The following is an 18,842-nucleotide window of genomic DNA, read 5'->3' on the forward strand; positions in this document are numbered from 1 at the left end:
AACAATCATATAAAAGTTAAAAAATTTTCTGATATAATGCCTATACAATTATAAAAACAGGCTAATTTTTATTAATTTATAACGAAATACATAATCGGTATTAACCCCTTTGCTGGTTTGTATCTGGTGCTTATTTAAAACTTATAGAAAAATATAGCGTTTGCAACCTAATTAAAAACAGAAGTATCCTAAACAAGTATACTTTGTTCCTTACAAAGGAATTAAGTGTATAATGATATTTTAGATGTGCATCTTATTTCACACTTTTTTAATCACATAAGTCACCATTCCCCAAATGATGAGCTGATTTTCTTCCGTAACTTTTATGGGACTGTAATTGGGGTTTTCAGGTATGAGGTACATGCAGTCCTTTTCGACCTGAATGCGTTTTACGGTAAATTCGCCATCAATAAAACAAATCGCAATCTTATTATTTTGAGGTTCCAGACTTCGGTCTACTACCAAAACATCTTTGTCATTAATACCCGCATCAATCATAGAATTCCCTTTGACCCTCACATAAAAAGTAGCCAGCGGATTTTCGCTTAACTCCTTGTTAAGATCAATACTGGTTTCCATAAAATCTGCAGCCGGTGAGGGAAAACCTGCCGAAACGCCTTCAGTATTATACCGGATCCTGATTTCGCTTTCGAAATCAGCCTTAAAGAAGGTTAGTTTTTGTTCTTTTTTTAGAGACATTTTACTTCTAATAATTTTTTGAAATCAGTCGTATATTTAGGCGAAAGATGATTCTGGTTCATGTTCCAGGTCAATTTAAGATTTTGAGAAGCCAGTTTAACTTTTCTATTGCCCATTTTACCATTCAACTGATCCATTACTTTCATCAAAGCAAGGTGTTTAGGGTCTTCCTCTTCAAACAACTGAAACTGTTTTTTATCTTCATCAATCAATTCTGTCACTACGACACCTGCTTTTTTAAACCTGATGCTCTCATTTCCTTTGTGTAATTTCTTAAGCAATTCTACAGCAGCATTTGAAATGGTCAAAGTCGAATTGCTTGCATAAGGCAGCGTTACCGCCATATTAAAGTAATATTTAGGACTCTCAATAGTATGCCTGTCAATGACCAGCATTACAATTATAGTATGACAGCAAGAATTTTGAATCCGTAATTTTTCTGCACAAACAGAGGCAAAAGTTACAATACGCTCGCGCAGTAAATCAAAATCAGAAATTTGTTTAGGAAAACTTCTCGTAGTTGCAATGCTCTTTTTTTGTTCCGGCAAAGGTTCTAAATCCAAAACCGATTTTCCTTCGAGTTCATATTTAAGGCGAAGACCAATAACCCCCATTTCTTTTTTAATCCAGGCTTCGTGTTGTGGCTGAATAAAATCCAGAGCCGTATGAATGTTGCGAAGTTTGACTTTCTTTTTTGTGCGATGGCCGATACCCCAGACATCTTCAATTTTGGTCCATTTTAAAGCTTTGATTCTTTTTTCATCGGTATCAATAACATAAACACCCTTAGTTCTGTCCTGAAATTCCTTGGCAATTTTATTGGCTAATTTTGACAAAGCCTTTGTTTCGGCAAAACCAATGCAGACCGGAAGTCCAACCCATTTTTGAATACGGGATTTCATTTGAATACCATAACTATGATAATCCAAAACACCAACACCATCAAAATTCAGGAACGCTTCGTCTATACTGTAAATTTCAACATGGGGAGTAAACTGCTCCAGGATTTTCATCACACGATTACTCAAATCTCCATACAGCGGATAATTTGAAGAAAACAATTTGACATTTTTTTCTTTTACCAATTCCCTAATCTTGAATGCCGGCGCCCCCATTGGAACTCCAACCGCTTTTGCCTCATTGCTTCTCGAAATAACACAACCATCGTTGTTGGATAAAATCGCAACCGGTTTTCCGTTGAATTCCGGCTGGAAAACACGTTCGCAGGAAGCATAAAAATTATTACAATCGACTAAAGCATACATCTTGCAAAATTACGCAATAGTGTAATATGCTTTTGATAAGAAGCGTTAAATTTTATTTTAAGCAATACGCTTATCATTGAAATAATTTAAACTTTTTAGAATTAAAAATTCTTAAATTATGAAACCTATTTCTGCTTAATTGTTTTCAGGAAGAGTGTTTTTTACCATACTATTGAATGCAAGTGTAAACACCTGTCCGGGCTTAAAAAAAATTAGAAAAACTAAAAACTGACAATACGTAATTTTTAAATCCAGAATTTATGACCTTAATTTATTAATTACAAAAGATTTAGCCTGCAACAAAATCGATAGAATTGGATTATTAGAAAGTAAGCTTTTGAAAGCTTCAATACTTCTAAATTAAAAAAAAACACAATAAAAATTTAATGTTTTAATTTAAATAAAAAACTTACATTTGAATTTTAACTTAAATACATTTTTTATGAAAAAAACAGTACTTGCATTATTGCTCTTTACAGGAATTACATTTGCCCAGGACATAGATGTCGTAAAAGGAAGCTTTGATTTTTTAAAAGACCAAAAAGAAATCAACGTAGAATTTGATTATAGTGATTTTACTATGATGAAAGACAAAAAAACTGAGGCACAATATGTAGAAGAAAGGACTGCCGAATTAAATGAAAAAACAAAAGGAAACGGAAACATCTGGAAAAAGAAATGGGAATCTGCAAAAGAATTAATCTGGACTCCAAAGTTTTTAGAGCTTGTAAATATAGTACTAAGTAAAGAAAAGAAAGATGTTACTTTTCAGGAAGGATTAAGTACTCCTTATACTTTGATCGTAAAAACAGTTTGGTTATACCCAGGTTGGGATGTGGCAATGATGAAACAGCCTGCGAAAGTTACTACAAATTTAAAATTTGTTGAAACGGCTAACAAATCAAATGTATTATTAGAGATTACTAGCGAAGAGGCTCCCGGAGATCAATGGGGAAATAACTTTAGCAACGAATCAAGACTTGGCGAAGGTTATGCTAAAACAGGTAAATCACTTGCTAAATTACTTTTGAAAAAGGCTTACAAATAAAAAAACAAAAACCCTGGTTCGCACCAGGGTTTTCTTTTTATTTCTTTTCCATATCAATCAAATAGGCCATATTTTTTATCACGTTGTCATGTTTTTTAACAAACGGGTTTTCTTCATTCCAGACATATCCTGCCAAAACAGAACAAATTTTCTCTTTAACATCTGGATTTTCAGGCTGATGAAAAAATAAGGTTTGCAGGTTTCCAGTGTACCATTCTTTCACATAAGTAGTAAAAACACCAATACCGCGTTTCATATATTCTGTAAATTCAACTTCCCAGTCGACTTCAATACCTTTTGACTCTTTAAGGTATAATTTTGCAGCCAGCATTCCGGATTCTGTAGCAAAAGCGACTCCTGATGAAAAAACTGGGTCTAAAAATTCAGAACTGTTTCCTGTCAGCGCAAAACCATCTCCATACATTTTCTTTACGGCTCTTGAATAGTTTTCTAGTTTTACGGGTTCAAATAAAAACTCTGTTCCTTTAAATCTTTTTATATAGTAATCTGAAAGCTGAATTGCATTTCGCAGAGCCTCAGCATTGTCTTTGTTTTCTGAAAGTGAATTGATAAAGTCTGTTGGTCCTACAACGCCTAAACTGGTATTACCGTTAGAAAAAGGAATGACCCATAGCCAAACCTCAGTTTCCAAAATATCAAAAGAAATCAAGGTTCCCTCCTCGCCTTCTGGTCTGTTGATGTCTTTTACATGTGCAAAGATAGAAGAATGCGGATCTAATTTTGATGGAGTATCAAGATCTAAAAGTCTTGGTAATACACGTCCGTATCCACTGGAATCAATAATAAATTTAGCATGAATTTCTTTTAGATTTCCATCCTTATCTTTTACAATCGTTTTCGAATTTTTTCCTTCAAAAGACACTTCCAGTACTTCTGATTCAAATTCAAGATCAATTCCTTTTCTGATTACTTCCTGTGCCATTGTATTGTCAAAATCAGCTCTTGGAACCTGCCAGGTCCAATCCCAGCCTTCACCAAATTTTTTACTGAAATCAAAAACACAAATTTCTTCGCCCCGAATAAAACGCGCTCCAAGCTTCTTTTCAAAATTCATTGCATCCAGACTTTCAAAAAGTTCTGCTTCAGAAAAATGATCCATAACCCTAGGGATAAGGCTTTCACCAACCACAAGTCTCGGAAACTTTGTTTTCTCAACTACTTTTATTTTAACTCCATTCTTATATAGGTACGATGCCGACACACATCCTGATGGTCCCGCACCTATGATTAAAACATCTACAAACTCCTTTGTCATATTTTCGAAATGTTATGATTTATTTAACTTACATTTGCCATCATCAAAATAACTACATTTATTTTGATAAATAAAATTAAATTAGCACAATCAAAACAGGTTTAATGAATACAATTAATGAATATTTAAGTTTAGCAGAATTTGAAGCCATTATCTTTGGTAATAATAAAGTTGTTATCAGCGATATTGTTTTAAACAGAGTCAATGAAAGCTTCAATTTCCTGAAAGAATTTTCAGGAAACAAAGTAATATACGGTGTTAATACAGGTTTCGGACCAATGGCCCAATACCGAATTAAGGAGTCCGATCAGATTCAATTACAATATAATTTAATCCGAAGCCACTCTTCTGGAACAGGAAAACCACTAAGTCCTGCCTGTGCAAAAGCAGCAATTTTAGCACGTTTAAACACTCTTTCGTTAGGAAATTCAGGTGTACATTCGTCTGTTATCCATTTAATGGCAGAACTTATCAATAGAGATATTACACCTTTAATCTTCGAACATGGCGGTGTAGGTGCCAGCGGCGATTTAGTACAATTGTCACATTTAGCATTAGTTTTAATTGGCGAAGGTGAGGTTTTTTATAAAGGAGACCGAAGACCAACTCAGGAAGTTTTCGAAATCGAAGGACTAAAACCAATTCAGGTAGAAATCAGAGAAGGACTGGCATTGATTAACGGAACTTCAGTAATGACCGGAATTGGGGTTGTAAATGTACATCACGCTAATAAATTATTAGACTGGTCTTTAAAATGTTCTTGTGCCATAAACGAATTGGTTCAGGCTTATGATGATCATTTCTCTCAGGAATTAAACCAAACCAAACGTCATAAAGGACAACAGGAAGTAGCAGCAAGAATGAGACAAAATCTTTCTGACAGTACATTGATCCGTAAAAGAGAAGACCACTTATATTCTGGTGAAAATACAGAAGAAATCTTCAAAGAAAAAGTTCAGGAATATTACTCGCTACGTTGTGTGCCTCAAATTTTAGGTCCCGTTTTAGAAACAATAAACAATGTCGCCTCTATATTGGAAGATGAATTTAACTCAGCCAACGACAATCCTATTATAGATGTAAAAAATCAACACGTTTATCACGGAGGAAATTTCCACGGCGATTATATTTCGCTTGAAATGGATAAATTGAAAATTGTTATTACCAAATTAACAATGTTGGCAGAACGCCAGTTGAATTATTTATTAAATTCAAAAATCAACGAATTACTTCCTCCTTTTGTCAATTTAGGAACATTAGGTTTCAATTTCGGAATGCAGGGTGTTCAGTTTGTGGCGACTTCAACAACAGCAGAAAGCCAAATGTTGTCTAACCCAATGTACGTACACAGTATTCCTAACAACAACGACAATCAGGATATCGTGAGTATGGGAACAAACTCGGCGGTAATTACATCAAAAGTGATCGAAAACTCTTTTGAAGTATTAGCAATCGAAATGATTACAATTGTTCAGGCAATCGATTATTTACAGCAAAAAGACAAAATTTCGTCAGTAACCAGAAAATGGTACGATGATGTTCGAAACATAATTCCTGTATTTAAAGAAGACCAGGTGATGTATCCTTTTGTTCAAAATGTAAAAGATTACCTTATAAACAGTTAAACCATATATTATTAATCTTGAATCTTAAACCCATGAAAAAATCATTGCTTTTTTTATTGTTAGTATCTATTCAGTTTGTTAATAGTCAGGAATTGGCTTTAGTTAAGAAAAATGGCAAATTTGGTTATTTTACTAAAGCAGGAACATTTCAGATAGAACCTAAATATAAGGTTGCCAAAAACTTCTCAGAAGGCCTTGCTGCTGTAGAAGATAACGGAAAATGGGGATTTATCGATGCACAAGGAAACTGGGCAATCCCAGCTACTTTTGACAATGTAAAATATTTTAATAGCGGAATCTGTATCGTATCCAAAGATAAAAACTGGGTTTACATTAATACAAAAGGAGAAGTACTAAAAGCACCGGCTTCTGAAAAATTATTTGATTTTGATGGCGGTATAGCTTTTATCAAACAAGGAAACAAAGTAGGGTTAATCAATTCTAAAATGACGGTTATATTAGAACCAAAATACGATTTGATCAAACCGTTTGAAAATGGGTTTGCAAGAGTAAAGAATAATGACAAATGGGGAATTATCAATACAGCCGGAAAAGAAGTCGTTGAACCCATATATGCCGAAATCGGGAATTATTACAAAACCACAACCTGGGCAAAAAAAGGAGAGGCTTTTGGATTGGTAACCGCCGGAAAATTTATTCCTGTAGACGGTGCAGATAAAATCTGGGATTTTGAGTCACAAGATATAACGTATGCCAGAAAGGGCGGAAAAGTTGGTTACATTGACTTAAAAGGAAATTGGACAATTCTGCCTATTTATGATAAAGCAAAAGCTTTTTCAAAAAATTTAGCTCCGGTATGTATAGGGTCAAAATGGGGATATATCAATTTGAAAGCAGAATTCATTATTCCGCCAACTTACAAAGATGCCGAAGTTTTCAGTAAAAACGGATTGGCTCCTGTAAAAGAAAACAACTGGGGTTTTATTGATGAAAAAGGGAAACTGGTAATCCCAACACAATACGGAATTACTGCCAAAGGTTTTGCAGCATTGTTTACAGATCAGGGAAAAGGCTTTATCGATGGCATTGCAAGAGTACAAAACGAAGGCAAATGGGGTTTTCTTAAACCGGATGGTACCGTTTTAGGAAACCAATGGTTTGAAAATGCAGAACTTTTTACAAATAATAAACCAAAAATCTAATTCCGGTTTATTCAAAAAAACGGAATTCAAAAAAAATATTTTTAATCTATGAAATGTGTATTAGTAACGGGCGGTTCAAGAGGAATTGGAAGTGCTATTTGTAAAAAATTGGCCATTGAATCTGATTATCATATCCTGATTAACTACCATTCCAATAAAACTGCTGCCGAAGAAACACTTCAGGAAGTTCAGAAATTAGGAGCAACGGGGGAAATCTTAGGTTTTGATGTTTCGAATTTTGAGGAGGTTCAAAATACGCTAACAAAATGGCAGGAATCAAATCCTGAAGCTATTGTTGAAGCTATTGTCAACAACGCCGGAATCACAAAAGATGGTCTTTTTATGTGGATGACTCCTGAAGACTGGAATGGGGTTGTCAATACAACCGTAAACGGTTTTTTTAATGTGACGCAGTTTTTTATGCAAAAAATGTTGCGTAATAAATATGGCCGAATCGTAAATATGGTCTCCGTTTCAGGTGTAAAAGGAACCGCTGGCCAAACCAATTATTCTGCTGCAAAAGGTGCTATAGTTGCCGCAACAAAGGCATTGGCACAGGAAGTTGCAAAACGCAATATCACTGTAAATGCTGTTGCTCCGGGGTTTATCAGAACCGACATGACGAGTCAATTAGACGAAAAAGAATTACTAAAACTAATTCCGGTAAATCGTTTCGGAGAAGCTGAAGAAGTAGCTGACTTAGTGAGTTTTTTAATCTCAAAAAAAGCAAGTTATATTACAGGTGAAATTATCAACATAAACGGAGGAATATATTCTTAAAAAATTACTTTAAAAGAAGATGAACAGGAGAGTTGTAATTACAGGAATGGGAATTTATTCCTGCATTGGTACCTCATTAGAAGAGGTAAAAGAATCTTTATACAATGGAAAATCAGGTATTCAGTTTGATGCTGAACGAAAAGAATTTGGTTTTCAGTCTGCCTTAACGGGAATGGTTCCAAAACCTAATTTAAAAAATGCCCTGACCCGCAGACAACGAATGAGCATTGGTGAAGAAACCGAGTATGCTTATATGGCAACTATCGAGGCTCTGAAAAATGCCAATATTGACGATTCATTTTTTGATACTCACGAAGTCGGGATAATGTACGGAAATGATAGTGTCTCAAAAGCTATTATTGATGCTACCGATGTTATTCGGGAGAAAAAAGACACTGCATTAATTGGTTCAGGAGCTATTTTTAAATCGATGAATTCTACAGTAACAATGAATTTATCTACTATTTTTAAACTTAGAGGGATCAATCTGACTATAAGTGCAGCCTGCGCAAGCGGTTCACATTCTATTGGATTGGCTTATTTTTTAATAAAAAGTGGTTTTCAGGATATTATTATTTGTGGCGGTGCACAGGAAATCAACAAATATGCAATGAGTAGTTTTGATGGCTTAGGTGTTTTTGCTTCAAGAGAAAACGAACCTACAAAAGCATCAAGACCTTTTGATGCTGGCCGTGATGGTTTAATTCCGAGTGGCGGAGGAGCAACCTTGATTCTAGAAAGCTATGAATCTGCTATAGCCCGTGGTGCCACTATCATTGCAGAAATTGCAGGTTACGGCTTTTCATCAAACGGAGGTCATATTTCTACTCCAAATGTCGAAGGACCATCAATTGCCATGCAAAGAGCACTTGATGATGCACAATTAAAACCAAGTGATATTGATTATATAAATGCTCATGCAACTTCAACTCCGGTTGGTGATGAAAATGAAGCCAAAGCAATTTTTGAAGTTTTTGGTGAGAAAAATCCATACATAAGTTCTACAAAATCAATGACAGGTCATGAATGCTGGATGGCAGGAGCCAGTGAGGTAATTTATTCTATCATAATGATGCAGCACGATTTTATTGCACCAAACATCAATTTAGAAAACCCTGATGAAGATGCATTAAAATTAAATTTAGTTAAAACTACGTTAAATAAAAAATTTGATATATTTTTGTCGAATTCCTTCGGGTTTGGAGGAACCAACTCTGCGTTGGTAGTTAAAAAGTTTAAATGAAGATGAACAAAGAAGAGATTATAAAGAGAATTAATGGTTTTTTGGTAGATGAATTTGAGGTTGACAATGATGACATTCAACCAGATGCCAATTTAAAAGACACACTTGGGCTTGACAGCTTGGATTATGTAGATTTGGTCGTTTCTATTGAAGCAAATTTTGGTGTAAAACTAGTTGAAGTCGATTTTGTAGGAATTGCCACTTTCGAGAATTTTTATGACCTTATCGACTCTAAACTAAAAGTTAAAGTTGCTTAATGAGTCAATGGGATGGCAAATCAAAAGGAACAGTTTTAGGTTATAGAATATTCGTTTTTTTAATACAAAAAGCAGGTATTAAAGCTGCCTATGTATTACTTTATTTTGTTGCTTCTTATTATTTTTTATTCTTAAAGAAAAGCAACAAAGCGATTTTTTATTATTTTAAAGAGAGGCTCCACTATTCTAATTTCAAATCTAAAAAAATGGTTTTCAAAAGTTATTACACTTTTGGTCAAACCATTATTGACAAAGTTTCCATTTCGGCAGGAATGCGAAATAAATTTACCTATGAATTTGATGGAATCGAAATTCTGAAAAATTTATTGGCAGAGAAAAAAGGTGGAGTCCTTATTAGTGCCCATGTTGGAAACTTTGAAATTGCCGAACACTTTTTTGGAGAAATCGATCTTGATTTTCAGATTAATCTGGTCACTACCGATTTGGAACATTCTGCTATTAAAAAATATCTGGAAAGTGTTACTCAAAAATCAACCGTAAAATTCATCATTATCAAAGATGATTTATCTCATATTTTTGAGATCAATGCCGCTTTGGCAAACAATGAATTAGTTTGTTTTACAGGCGATCGTTATTTTGAAGGAACAAAATCACTTTCTGAAAAACTTTTGGGACAGCAAGCAAACTTCCCTGCAGGTCCTTTTTTAATAGCTTCACGATTAAAAGTCCCCGTAGTTTTTGTTTATGTAATGAAAGAACCCAATTTACATTATCATTTATATGCAAGAGAGGCAGCCGTAAAACATCGTGATGAAAAAGGACTCTTAAAAGCTTATGTTGAAAGTGTAGAAAATATACTGCAAAAATATCCGCTGCAGTGGTTTAATTATTTCGATTTTTGGAAAAATAATTAAATAAAAACCCTCAATTAAAATGACAAACAGCTATTGTTTTTTATAGTTGTAAACTTAAAATAATGTATGGAAGAATTTGACTCGGTTATTATTGGTTCTGGTGTTGGTGGTTTAGGAACTGCAATTTGCCTGGCAAGAGCAGGACAAAAAGTTTTAGTTCTCGAACAACATTATGTACCTGGAGGGTGGAGTCATAGTTTTACACTAAAAGGACAACGTTTTAGTCCGGGAGTACATTATGTTGGACTGCTGGATGAAGGGCAATCAACAAACAAACTTTATCGCGGTCTGGGAATTGCCAATGATATGGTCTTTTTCAGAATGAACAAAAATGCTTTTGAACATTGTCTGATAGGTGATAAAACTTTCGATTTTCCCGCAGGAATAGATAACCTCAAAGAAACGCTTTCGGCACATTTCCCTTCAGAAAAAAAAAATATCAATGAATATCTTACATTAGTAGAAAGGGTAAGTTATGAACTTCAGCTAATTCCCAAATTAAAAGGCTGGTGGCAGAAAATAACCGTTCCTTTTCGAACCAAACACTTTGGAAAATTTGCCCTTTTCCCCTTAAAAAAAGTTATCGGCTGGCATATAAAAAATCCAATGCTAAAAGCTGTTTTAAATATTCAGTGTGGCGATCATGGACTTTCGCCAAACAGAGCCTGCTTTCCTGTACATTGTTCAGTAATGAGTCATTATTTTGATGGCGGATTTTACCCAATGGGCGGTGGCGGCGGAATTGTAAAAGCCATGACTAACGGAATAAAAAGACATGGAGGCGAAGTAAGGGTCGAGCAAAATGTAAAAAAAATAATAATTGAGAATAATAAAGCAATTGGTGTACAATTAGAAAACGGACATCAGATTTTTGCAAAAAATATTATTTCAAATGCTGATCCGTCAATTACCTATCTTAAGTTGATTGGCAAGGAATACTTAAGCAATTCGCTGCTGAAAAAACTGCAAAAAACAAAATATTCAGTTACTTCCCTAATTTTATTTTTAACGCTGGACTTAGATGTAACACGCTACGGGATTGATTCCGGAAATATGTGGGTCATGAAAGATGAAAATGACGATGCAAATTTTGAGGATTTAATGAGCGACACTATTGCTGATGGGGATTCTTTCCCCGCACTGTTTATGAGTTGTACAACACTTAAGGATCCGCCAAGTTTTAACGGGCGCTATCATAATTTCGAAATTGTAACGTATGTCAATTACGAACATATCCCTAATTTTTCAGACACTGAAGATTATCACAATGAGGAGTACATTGCGTTTAAAGAAAAAGTTACTGAAAAATTAATGAACAATGTAGAGAAAATTATTCCTGATGCAAAAAAACATGTCATTCAGGCTGAATTAGGAACTCCAAAAACAAATGAATTTTACATTAATTCGACCAATGGAAATGTCTACGGTACTGAAAAAACCTTAAATCAGGTTGGACCATTTTCATATAAAAACAAATCTGAAATAGAAAATTTACATCTTTGTGGCGCATGTACCTTATCACATGGCGTTACAGGAGCAACTTATTCAGGACTTGCGGCAGCAGCCTCCATTTTAAAATGTACCTCAGATGATTTACTAATTGAAGATGAGAACCAAAAAATACGTATTTATGATGCCGAAGACAGAACAACCTGGCCAGATTGGATTCATACTAAACGAACTGATAAAATACGAAAATTCGTTTAAAAAAAATACTTACTTTTGCCATCTACCAAAGCAGCCAGCCTAATGAAAAATGTTCTCGTTATTTATTATTCGCAATCCGGACAATTAAAATCTATTGCAAAAAACATTGCAAAGCCATTTTTAGATTCCGAAGAAATAAAAGTCACTTTTCATGAAATACAATTAGAAAAACCATTTCCGTTTCCTTGGGACAAAACTTCCTTTTTTGATGCTTTTCCTGAAACATTTCTACAAATTCCCACAACATTAAAACCCGTTTCTAAAGAAATTCTAAACACAAAATTTGATTTGATTTTGCTGCACTATCAGGTTTGGTATTTATCACCATCCATTCCAATGAATTCATTTTTAAAAAGTAATGAAGGCAAAAAAATCTTAAACAATACTCCTATAGTTACTATTAACGGATCCCGCAACATGTGGATTATGGCTCAGGAAAAAATTAAGGTGTTATTGCAACAGGCAAATGCCCAATTGGTAGGAAATATAGCTTTGGTAGATCGTGTTGGGAACTTAATTAGTGTTATTACTATTGTTGAATGGATGTTTTCAGGTGTAAAGAAAAAATATTTAGGCTTCTTTCCATTACCTGGCGTGTCTGAAAAAGATATTCAGGAATCAACAAAATTCGGAGAAGCAATACTTTCAGAATTTAACCAAAATAATTTAGTTAATTTACAGCCAAAATTGGTAGCTTTGGGCGCTGTTAGAATTAGTTCATATTTAATTAAAGTTGACAAAACTGCAAATAAAATTTTTAAAAAATGGTCTAAATTCATTTTTAAAAATCAAAACAACAGAAAGCGACTTCTTAAAATATTTTATATTTATTTATTCTTAGCAATATGGGTAATCTCGCCAATAGTATATATATTGCACCTCATTACCTATCCTTTTAAACTAAAAACCATAAAAAGACAAACCCAATATTATCAAGGAGTTTAGAATCCTAATTTAAATTATGTTTGAAGTATATATTACAAAAGCTGCAAAGTATTTGCCAAATGAAGCCGTTTCGAATGATGAAATGGAAAACTATTTAGGACTAATAAATGATACTGCTTCAAAAGCAAGACGTATTATTTTGCGCAATAATAAAATTGCCACTCGTTATTATGCTGTTGATAAAAATGGAAACAGTACACATAACAATACGGAACTAACCCGAAACGCTGTTGTACAATTGTTTGATGACAATTTTACACCTCAGGATTTGGAAGTCCTTTCTTGCGGTACTTCATCACCAGATGTTCTAGCCCCTTCTCATGCCGCTATGGTTCATGGTTTATTAAAAAATAAATCGGTTGAGTTGAATTCTTCGTCGGGAATTTGCTGCTCTGGTATGAACGCCTTAAAGTTTGGCTATCTTTCGGTAAAATCAGGAAATTCTAAAAATGCAATCTGTACCGGATCCGAAAAAGTTTCGACATGGCTTGCTGCCCAAAAATACAATCACGAAATCATCAATTTAAAAAATCTTGAAGAACAGCCAATTATTGCTTTCAAAAAAGATTTTTTACGCTGGATGCTATCTGATGGCGCCGGAGCTTTTCTATTAGAAAATAAACCACGCGAAGGTGCTGTCTCATTAAAAATTGAATGGATGGAATCTTATTCATATGCATACGAACTTGAAACGTGTATGTATGCCGGGGGTGATAAATTAGCTAATGGAGAAATAAAACCATGGAGTGACTTCACCCCAGAACAATGGTTAAACGAATCTGTATTTGCAGTTAAACAGGACGTAAAATTGCTGGACGAATTTATTTTACCAAAGGGGGTTGAAAGTATGAGCCATGCTATGGAAAAAAATAATATTACAGCAGAACAGGTTGATTATTTTTTACCACATGTTTCTTCTAACTTTTTTGTTGAAGGATTGAAAAATGGATTAAATGAAAAAGGAATTGTTCTTACCGATGAAAAATGGTTTATGAATCTTTTAAGGGTTGGAAACGTTGGTTCTGCTTCTATTTATATTGCACTTGAAGAATTATTGTATTCAGGAAAATTAAAAAAAGGAGATCGTATTCTTTTATCAGTTCCTGAAAGCGGAAGATTCTCTTTTGCGTATGCGTATTTAACGGTTTGCTAATGGAAACAACTTTACTTTTAGAAAAAGAAGCTGTCGAAAATCTATTACCACAAAAGTTTCCTTTTGTAATGGTAGATCGTATGATTTCTTATTCTGAAACATCCTTGATTGCTGGTTTGAATATTCAAAAAGATAATATCTTTTTAAAAGATACCACTTTTTTAGAATCAGGTCTAATTGAACATATGGCACAGTCAGTAGCACTGCATACCGGTTATCAGTTTTTTTTGAAAAATGAAATTGCACCAACTGGCTATATCGGTTCAATTAAAGATATTGAAATTAAAAAGTTACCCCAAATCAACGATACGATTCAATCGACAGTTTCGATTTTACAGGAGTTTGCCGGAATCACTCTTGTTAACATTGTGACTTTTTTAAATAATGAAGAAATTGCAAGCGGACAAATGAAAACCGTTTTAGCTAAATAATATAGATTATGAAAGTCGGAATTGACATCCAAAATTACTTGCCTCATCGAGCTCCAATGCTGATGGTTGATTTGATTTTAGATATCGACACCAACTTTGTATCAACCATATTCTTAATCAAAGAAGACAATATTTTTGTCGACAAAAACATTTTTGCTGAAGCAGGTTTAATCGAAAATACAGCACAAACATGTTCGTCAATTGTAGGTAAAAAATACTTTTTTGATGAAGACGGAACAGAAAACCAATATGTAAATGTTATTGGTTTTATCAGCGCCTTAAAAAATCTGAAAATCTATTCGCTACCAAAAGTTGGCGATACCATAACTACCAAAGCTACCCTGGTTTCAAAATTTGTTGGCGACGATTATACTTTATGCACAATGAGTTGTCAAAGCATGCTCAAAGACAAAATACTTTTAGAATGCGAAATTAATTTGTTTATTCAAAAAACAATTTCTGCAGCAATATAAGCTAAATTGAAAAATTTAAACCGTCATGGAAAAAGAAAATGTCCCGCAGCACGATGGAAATTTAAGCAAAAAGGACCTAAGGGAACTCGTTTATGCTACAGATGAAAACGGCAATTACACCACAGCCCTGAGCACAGGCTGGGAACCAAAAGCTATTGCACTTTCTAACGCGATTGATGATATAAAAGAACGTGCCGAAGAAGCAAAACAGAAAGTACTAAAGGGCGAAGTAAGTCCTATTTGCTATTATATGGAACTTAACAAAATGGATCTTTCTATCCTTGCGGGTTATGTAGAAATGTGGAAATGGCGTGTAAAAAGACATTTTAAACCCGCTGTTTTTGCTAAACTGAACGATAAAATTTTACAGAAATATGCCGATGCTTTTGAGATCTCAATAGCCGAATTAAAAAATATAAAAACAGATTAATGCAAGTTACTTTTACACATCACCAATCTGCTCATTGTGAAAACGGAGTAGCTTCAAACCTGTTAAAAAACAAAGGACTCCATATTAGCGAACCCATGGTTTTTGGAATTGGTTCCGGGCTTATTTTCGTCTATCTGCCTTTCTTAAAAGTCAATCATGCGCCTGCCATCAGTTACCGTACTTTGCCGGGACAGATTTTTAATAAAGTTGCCAATCGTTTAAATCTAAAAATAAAAAGACAAAAATTTTCTTCGGTAAGCTCTGCCAATAAAGCTTTGGAAGAAAATCTTAAAAACAATATCCCAACCGGATTACAAGTAGGTGTGTATCATTTGAGCTATTTTCCTGATGAATACCGCTTTCATTTCAACGCACATAATCTAGTCGTTTACGGAAAAACCGAAACCGATTATCTAATCAGCGATCCGGTGATGGAAACCGTGACTACTTTAAAACATGACGAACTGGATAAAGTGCGTTTTGCCAAAGGAGCATTTGCTCCAAGAGGCCAGATGTATTATCCAATTCAGATTCCAAAAGAAGTTGATTTGAAAAGTGCAATTATTAAAGGAATCCAAAATACCTGTCGATATATGCTGGCACCTATGCCAATTGTGGGTGTTCGCGGTATTAAATTTGTTTCTCGCCAAATCAGGAAATGGCCTGTAAAACATGGTGTCAAAAAAGCAAATCATTATTTGGCACAAATAGTTCGCATGCAGGAAGAAATTGGTACCGGAGGCGGTGGTTTCAGATTTATTTATGCAGCATTTTTACAAGAAGCTTCGGTTGTTTTGGGTAATGAAGAATTAAAAAATCTTTCGAAAGAAATGACTAAAATTGGCGATTCCTGGAGAGATTTTGCCGTAGAAGCTTCCCGTATTTACAAAAACAGAAGCGCCAAAGAAGATGCGTACAACGTTATTGCCGATGAGCTTTTGGACATCGCAAATCGCGAAGAAATCTTTTTCAAAAAACTAAAAAAAGCAGTTAGCTAATTATATTTTGAATCCCATCATAAAAATAGAATCCCTTTCGAAAAAGTACAAAGATGCAGAAATGTATTCTTTGAACGAAGTTTCGATGCACATAAATGAAGGTCAGATTTTTGGATTATTAGGACCAAATGGCGCTGGAAAAACGACTTTAATTTCGATGCTCTGCGGTTTGATAAAACCCACTTCGGGTAATTTTACTATTAATGATCTGAACTACAGCAGCCATTCTTCAAAAATTAAAAAAATAATCGGGGTTGTACCACAGGAATATGCTTTATATCCTACACTGACTGCCAGAGAAAATCTGCATTATTTTGGAAGCATGTACGGTTTGAAAGGAACTGATTTAAAAGATAAGGTAATCGAAACTTTAGATCTTTTAGGTTTGTTGAAATTTGCCGACAAACAGGTTCAGACGTTCTCTGGCGGAATGAAACGCCGCGTGAATCTGATTGCCGGAATCCTGCACAATCCGAAGGTATTGTTTCTGGATGAACCAACGGTTGGAGTTGACGTTCAGTCTAAAAATGCTATCATAGATTATTTAAAAATATTAAACCAAAACGGCACAACGATTATTTATACCTCACATCATTTGGCTGAAGCCGAAGATTTCTGTTCTGATATTGCGATTTTAGATCAGGGACAGATTTACGCCCAAGATACTCCACTGGCGTTAATTGAATCTGTAAAAGATGCACGAAATCTCGAAGATGTTTTTATTTCATTAACCGGTAAAGCCCTGAGAGATGATATATAAAATCTGGATGTCAATCGTTAAGGAATTTCTTTTACTGAAAAGGGATTTAGGCGGCTTAATTATATTGTTTGTCATGCCTTTGGTATTGGTAATTACCGTAACCCTTATTCAGGACAGTACTTTTAAAGCCGCAACCGAAAATAAAATTCCTATTTTATTAGTCGATCAGGATAAAGGCAGCGTTTCAAAAACCGTTTTTGAAAACCTGCAAAAAAACAAATTTTTCAGCGTTGTCACGCAAATTGACAACAAACCCATTACAGAAGCAATGGCAAGGGAAAATGTTTATAAAGGAAAGTTTCAGCTGGCAATTGTTATACCCAAAAATCTAAGTGCCGATTTGCAGGCAAAAATCGACCAGAATGTACAAAATATTGTGAGCAAAATGGGGTTTTCAGATGCTGTTACAGCACCTCAGCCTTCAAAAGTAATTCAGCAAAAAGAAGTAAAATTATATTTTGATCCGGCCGTTCAGCTGAGTTTCAAAAATTCGGTGATGAGTTCGATTGACAAAATGATTTCACAGATCGAAACCAAATCGATTTATACGACCTTTCAAAATCAGTTTGGAGAAGAAAATGCCCAATTTGAACAAAAAAGTTTTATTACGTTCAAAGAAATAATTCCGAGAATTAACAACAAAGAAATATTGCCCAATTCGGTTCAGCACAATGTTCCGGCATGGACACTTTTTGCAATATTTTTTATTGTGATTCCGCTTTCCATCAATATCGTAAAAGAAAAATCACAAGGAACATTTGTACGTTTACTGACCAATCCGGTTTCTAATCTGGTTGTCATTATGGGCAAAACGGTCACCTATTTAGTTATTTGTATGATTCAGTTTTATATGATGGTGGCAGTTGCGATATTTTTATTTCCGCACATTGGTCTGCCTTCGCTGAATATTGAAGGACATTTATTTTTAATGAGTGTTGTCGCTTTATTTTCAGGATTTGCTGCTATTGGATTCGGAATATTATTGGGAACCATTGCAGGCACTCAGGAACAATCGGCCCCATTTGGTGCTACCAGTGTAATTATCCTGGCTGCCATTGGCGGTGTTTGGGTTCCCGTTTTTGCGATGCCGAAAATCATGCAGATTATCGCCAAATCATCTCCTATGAATTGGGGACTCGAAGCTTTTTATGATGTTTTATTGCGTAACGTTTCTTTCTTTGAAATCATTCCAAAAATAAGTTTGTTATTTTTGTTCTTTATAATCACAACTTCCATTGCCCTATATTATGACAAAAAGAAAAGAACAGTATAACGAAGCCACAGACTTAACTGTTTCGCACGAAATCAGAATTCGTTTTAACGAAACTGATCCGCTTGGGATTGTCTGGCACGGCAATTATATTACCTATTTCGAAGATGGACGCGAAGCTTTCGGACGCCAGCACGGACTTACCTATTTAGATATTGGTAATACGGGTTACACTACTCCAATTGTAAAATCGAAATGCGAACACAAATTGTCCTTACGCTATGGCGATGTGGTAACGATTGAAACAACGGTAGTAGATACACCCGCTGCCAAAATGATTTACCGATTTAAAATTATTGATGCCCAAGGAGAAGTGGCCTGTACAGGAGAAACCATTCAGGTTTTTTTAGATAAAGACGGAAATTTAATGTTGACAAATCCTCCTTTTTATGAGGAATGGAAACGAAAAGTAGGATTACTAAAATAGACCATTCTCACGCTACT

20 protein-coding genes are annotated in these 18,842 nt (G+C 34.7%); 17 read left to right on the plus strand and 3 right to left on the minus strand.

Annotation, left to right across the window (positions count from 1 at the left end):
* Positions 1–258 precede the first annotated feature (258 nt).
* Complete coding sequence (locus DMB65_RS16590; RefSeq protein WP_110307741.1) at positions 259–699, minus strand: LexA family protein; 441 nt, start codon at positions 697–699, stop codon at positions 259–261.
* On the minus strand, positions 690–1,964 hold the full coding sequence (locus DMB65_RS16595) for a Y-family DNA polymerase (RefSeq protein ID WP_110307742.1): 1,275 nt from the start codon (positions 1,962–1,964) through the stop codon (positions 690–692). The genes DMB65_RS16590 and DMB65_RS16595 overlap by 10 nt, the downstream gene beginning before the upstream one ends.
* Positions 1,965–2,406: 442 nt before the next feature.
* Between DMB65_RS16595 and DMB65_RS16600 the strand changes: the two genes are divergently transcribed.
* A complete protein-coding gene (locus DMB65_RS16600) occupies positions 2,407–3,012 on the plus strand; it encodes a hypothetical protein (protein WP_110307743.1) in 606 nt (201 codons plus the stop codon).
* Between the two features lie 37 nt (positions 3,013–3,049).
* On the opposite strand, the gene DMB65_RS16605 is transcribed toward DMB65_RS16600, so the two are convergent.
* Positions 3,050–4,288, minus strand: coding sequence for an NAD(P)/FAD-dependent oxidoreductase (locus tag DMB65_RS16605; protein ID WP_110307744.1), 1,239 nt, complete (start codon positions 4,286–4,288; stop codon positions 3,050–3,052).
* A 104-nt stretch (positions 4,289–4,392) separates the two neighbouring features.
* On the opposite strand from DMB65_RS16605, the gene DMB65_RS16610 reads away from it, so the two are divergent.
* From DMB65_RS16610 to DMB65_RS16685, 16 genes are all read left to right on the plus strand, one after another.
* Complete coding sequence (locus DMB65_RS16610; RefSeq protein ID WP_078226822.1) at positions 4,393–5,913, plus strand: HAL/PAL/TAL family ammonia-lyase; 1,521 nt, start codon at positions 4,393–4,395, stop codon at positions 5,911–5,913.
* A 32-nt stretch (positions 5,914–5,945) separates the two neighbouring features.
* Positions 5,946–7,076, plus strand: coding sequence for a WG repeat-containing protein (locus DMB65_RS16615; RefSeq protein WP_110307745.1), 1,131 nt, complete (start codon positions 5,946–5,948; stop codon positions 7,074–7,076).
* Between the two features lie 48 nt (positions 7,077–7,124).
* Positions 7,125–7,856 (plus strand): 3-oxoacyl-ACP reductase FabG, encoded by a 732-nt coding sequence (gene fabG, locus DMB65_RS16620; RefSeq protein WP_078226820.1) that lies wholly within the window; start codon positions 7,125–7,127, stop codon positions 7,854–7,856.
* 19 nt (positions 7,857–7,875) lie between these two features.
* Positions 7,876–9,099 (plus strand): beta-ketoacyl-[acyl-carrier-protein] synthase family protein, encoded by a 1,224-nt coding sequence (locus DMB65_RS16625; RefSeq protein WP_110307746.1) that lies wholly within the window; start codon positions 7,876–7,878, stop codon positions 9,097–9,099.
* 2 nt (positions 9,100–9,101) lie between these two features.
* Entirely contained in the window at positions 9,102–9,356 is a 255-nt protein-coding gene (locus tag DMB65_RS16630; protein ID WP_078226818.1) for an acyl carrier protein, read from the plus strand.
* Positions 9,356–10,231, plus strand: coding sequence for an LpxL/LpxP family acyltransferase (locus tag DMB65_RS16635; protein WP_110307747.1), 876 nt, complete (start codon positions 9,356–9,358; stop codon positions 10,229–10,231). Before DMB65_RS16630 ends, DMB65_RS16635 begins: the two co-directional genes overlap by 1 nt.
* Before the next feature lie 66 nt (positions 10,232–10,297).
* Positions 10,298–11,938: a phytoene desaturase family protein gene (locus DMB65_RS16640; RefSeq protein ID WP_110307748.1), complete on the plus strand. Its 1,641-nt coding sequence runs from the start codon at positions 10,298–10,300 to the stop codon at positions 11,936–11,938.
* Between the two features lie 42 nt (positions 11,939–11,980).
* Positions 11,981–12,883 (plus strand): NADPH-dependent FMN reductase family protein, encoded by a 903-nt coding sequence (locus DMB65_RS16645; protein ID WP_110307749.1) that lies wholly within the window; start codon positions 11,981–11,983, stop codon positions 12,881–12,883.
* Positions 12,884–12,899: 16 nt separating this feature from the next.
* Complete coding sequence (locus tag DMB65_RS16650; RefSeq protein ID WP_078226814.1) at positions 12,900–14,036, plus strand: beta-ketoacyl-ACP synthase III; 1,137 nt, start codon at positions 12,900–12,902, stop codon at positions 14,034–14,036.
* Positions 14,036–14,467, plus strand: coding sequence for a hypothetical protein (locus DMB65_RS16655; RefSeq protein ID WP_110307750.1), 432 nt, complete (start codon positions 14,036–14,038; stop codon positions 14,465–14,467). The genes DMB65_RS16650 and DMB65_RS16655 overlap by 1 nt, the downstream gene beginning before the upstream one ends.
* 8 nt (positions 14,468–14,475) lie before the next feature.
* Positions 14,476–14,940, plus strand: a complete 465-nt coding sequence (locus tag DMB65_RS16660) for an ABC transporter permease (RefSeq protein ID WP_110307751.1) — start codon at positions 14,476–14,478, stop codon at positions 14,938–14,940.
* Between the two features lie 25 nt (positions 14,941–14,965).
* Positions 14,966–15,370, plus strand: a complete 405-nt coding sequence (locus DMB65_RS16665) for a hypothetical protein (protein ID WP_110307752.1) — start codon at positions 14,966–14,968, stop codon at positions 15,368–15,370.
* The gene (locus DMB65_RS16670) at positions 15,370–16,368 is read left to right on the plus strand and encodes a BtrH N-terminal domain-containing protein (RefSeq protein ID WP_110307753.1); all 999 of its coding nucleotides are present in this window, start codon (positions 15,370–15,372) and stop codon (positions 16,366–16,368) included. The genes DMB65_RS16665 and DMB65_RS16670 overlap by 1 nt, the downstream gene beginning before the upstream one ends.
* 61 nt (positions 16,369–16,429) lie before the next feature.
* A complete protein-coding gene (locus tag DMB65_RS16675) occupies positions 16,430–17,128 on the plus strand; it encodes an ABC transporter ATP-binding protein (protein ID WP_165834979.1) in 699 nt (232 codons plus the stop codon).
* Entirely contained in the window at positions 17,118–18,401 is a 1,284-nt protein-coding gene (locus DMB65_RS16680) for an ABC transporter permease (RefSeq protein WP_165834980.1), read from the plus strand. The genes DMB65_RS16675 and DMB65_RS16680 overlap by 11 nt, the downstream gene beginning before the upstream one ends.
* Entirely contained in the window at positions 18,376–18,825 is a 450-nt protein-coding gene (locus DMB65_RS16685; protein ID WP_078226808.1) for an acyl-CoA thioesterase, read from the plus strand. Before DMB65_RS16680 ends, DMB65_RS16685 begins: the two co-directional genes overlap by 26 nt.
* The last annotated feature ends 17 nt before the right edge of the window (positions 18,826–18,842 follow it).

It is taken from the genome of Flavobacterium cheongpyeongense, from assembly GCF_003202435.1.
Classification (GTDB): Bacteria; Bacteroidota; Bacteroidia; order Flavobacteriales; family Flavobacteriaceae; genus Flavobacterium; species Flavobacterium cheongpyeongense.